Origin of the sequence: Pyramidobacter piscolens W5455 (genome assembly GCF_000177335.1) — a bacterium.
In the GTDB taxonomy this organism is placed as follows: Bacteria; Synergistota; Synergistia; order Synergistales; family Dethiosulfovibrionaceae; genus Pyramidobacter; species Pyramidobacter piscolens.
This window is the reverse complement of the sequence record NZ_ADFP01000077.1, coordinates 1-1,772: the sequence shown is the minus strand read 5'-3', so window position 1 is coordinate 1,772 and position 1,772 is coordinate 1. Positions and strand designations below refer to the sequence as shown.

Here is a 1,772-nt window from a genome sequence, read left to right as displayed (position 1 = left end):
AAGCTAAGAAAACGCATTAAGATGCAAAACGATAAAGTGCGATCAGTAATTCAAAACCTTACAGAAGAGCAATCTATGGTTTTGTGCGCAGCCCTTAATGAAGGCAGGAAGTATGTGGTTACATCAAAACAATTCCCATACATTAGTGAGTTGATTGAGCTTGGTGTGTTGAACAAAACTTTTTCCCGATGGAATGGGAAGCATATATTATTCCCTATTGAGGATATTTACTGGACTGAATTAGTTGCCAGCTATGATCCATATAATATTGAGATAAAGCCAAGGCCAATATCTAAGTAACTAGATAAGAGGAATCGATTTTCCCTTAATTTTCTGGCGTCCACTGCATGTTATGCCGCGTTCGCCAGGCTTGCTGTACCATGTGCGCTGATTCTTGCGCTCAATACGTTGCAGGTTGCTTTCAATCTGTTTGTGGTATTCAGCCAGCACTGTAAGGTCTATCGGATTTAGTGCGCTTTCTACTCGTGATTTCGGTTTGCGATTCAGCGAGAGAATAGGGCGGTTAACTGGTTTTGCGCTTACCCCAACCAACAGGGGATTTGCTGCTTTCCATTGAGCCTGTTTCTCTGCGCGACGTTCGCGGCGGCGTGTTTGTGCATCCATCTGGATTCTCCTGTCAGTTAGCTTTGGTGGTGTGTGGCAGTTGTAGTCCTGAACGAAAACCCCCCGCGATTGGCACATTGGCAGCTAATCCGGAATCGCACTTACGGCCAATGCTTCGTTTCGTATCACACACCCCAAAGCCTTCTGCTTTGAATGCTGCCCTTCTTCAGGGCTTAATTTTTAAGAGCGTCACCTTCATGGTGGTCAGTGCGTCCTGCTGATGTGCTCAGTATCACCGCCAGTGGTATTTATGTCAACACCGCCAGAGATAATTTATCACCGCAGATGGTTATCTGTATGTTTTTTATATGAATTTATTTTTTGCAGGGGGGCATTGTTTGGTAGGTGAGAGATCTGAATTGCTATGTTTAGTGAGTTGTATCTATTTATTTTTCAATAAATACAATTGGTTATGTGTTTTGGGGGCGATCGTGAGGCAAAGAAAACCCGGCGCTGAGGCCGGGTTATTCTTGTTCTCTGGTCAAATTATATAGTTGGAAAACAAGGATGCATATATGAATGAACGATGCAGAGGCAATGCCGATGGCGATAGTGGGTATCATGTAGCCGCTTATGCTGGAAAGAAGCAATAACCCGCAGAAAAACAAAGCTCCAAGCTCAACAAAACTAAGGGCATAGACAATAACTACCGATGTCATATACCCATACTCTCTAATCTTGGCCAGTCGGCGCGTTCTGCTTCCGATTAGAAACGTCAAGGCAGCAATCAGGATTGCAATCATGGTTCCTGCATATGATGACAATGTCGCCCCAAGACCATCTCTATGAGCTGAAAAAGAAACACCAGGAATGTAGTGGCGGAAAAGGAGATAGCAAATGCTTACGATAACGTAAGGAATTATTACTATGTAAACACCAGGCATGATTCTGTTCCGCATAATTACTCCTGATAATTAATCCTTAACTTTGCCCACCTGCCTTTTAAAACATTCCAGTATATCACTTTTCATTCTTGCGTAGCAATATGCCATCTCTTCAGCTATCTCAGCATTGGTGACCTTGTTCAGAGGCGCTGAGAGATGGCCTTTTTCTGATAGATAATGTTCTGTTAAAATATCTCCGGCCTCATCTTTTGCCCGCAGGCTAATGTCTGAAAATTGAGGTGACGGGTTAAAAATAATATCCTT

Annotated in this window: 4 protein-coding genes; 1 reads left to right on the top strand and 3 read right to left on the bottom strand. The window is 43.2% G+C overall.

Annotated features, from left to right (window positions below; all coding sequences use genetic code 11):
- The coding region (locus tag HMPREF7215_RS12815) for a super-infection exclusion protein B (RefSeq protein WP_083798283.1) at positions 1-300 on the top strand (300 nt) is incomplete at its 5' end.
- On the opposite strand, the gene HMPREF7215_RS12810 is transcribed toward HMPREF7215_RS12815, so the two are convergent.
- The 3 genes from HMPREF7215_RS12810 to HMPREF7215_RS06900 form a co-directional block, all read right to left on the bottom strand.
- The gene (locus HMPREF7215_RS12810; RefSeq protein ID WP_001564525.1) at positions 301-624 is read right to left on the bottom strand and encodes an antitermination protein N; all 324 of its coding nucleotides are present in this window, start codon (positions 622-624) and stop codon (positions 301-303) included. It lies immediately after the preceding gene.
- A gap of 464 nt (positions 625-1,088) precedes the next feature.
- A complete protein-coding gene (locus HMPREF7215_RS06905) occupies positions 1,089-1,508 on the bottom strand; it encodes a protein rexB (RefSeq protein WP_002969635.1) in 420 nt (139 codons plus the stop codon).
- A 30-nt stretch (positions 1,509-1,538) separates the two neighbouring features.
- Positions 1,539-1,772: protein rexA (locus HMPREF7215_RS06900; protein ID WP_040550800.1), on the bottom strand; the 234-nt coding region annotated here is incomplete at its 5' end.

Excerpts from the sequence above, each read along its gene's own strand:
- HMPREF7215_RS06905 (WP_002969635.1), bottom strand. The coding sequence starts at position 1,508 with ATGCCTGGTGTTTACATAGTAATAATTCCTTACGTTATCGTAAGCATT.
- HMPREF7215_RS12810 (WP_001564525.1), bottom strand. The coding sequence starts at position 624 with ATGGATGCACAAACACGCCGCCGCGAACGTCGCGCAGAGAAACAGGCT.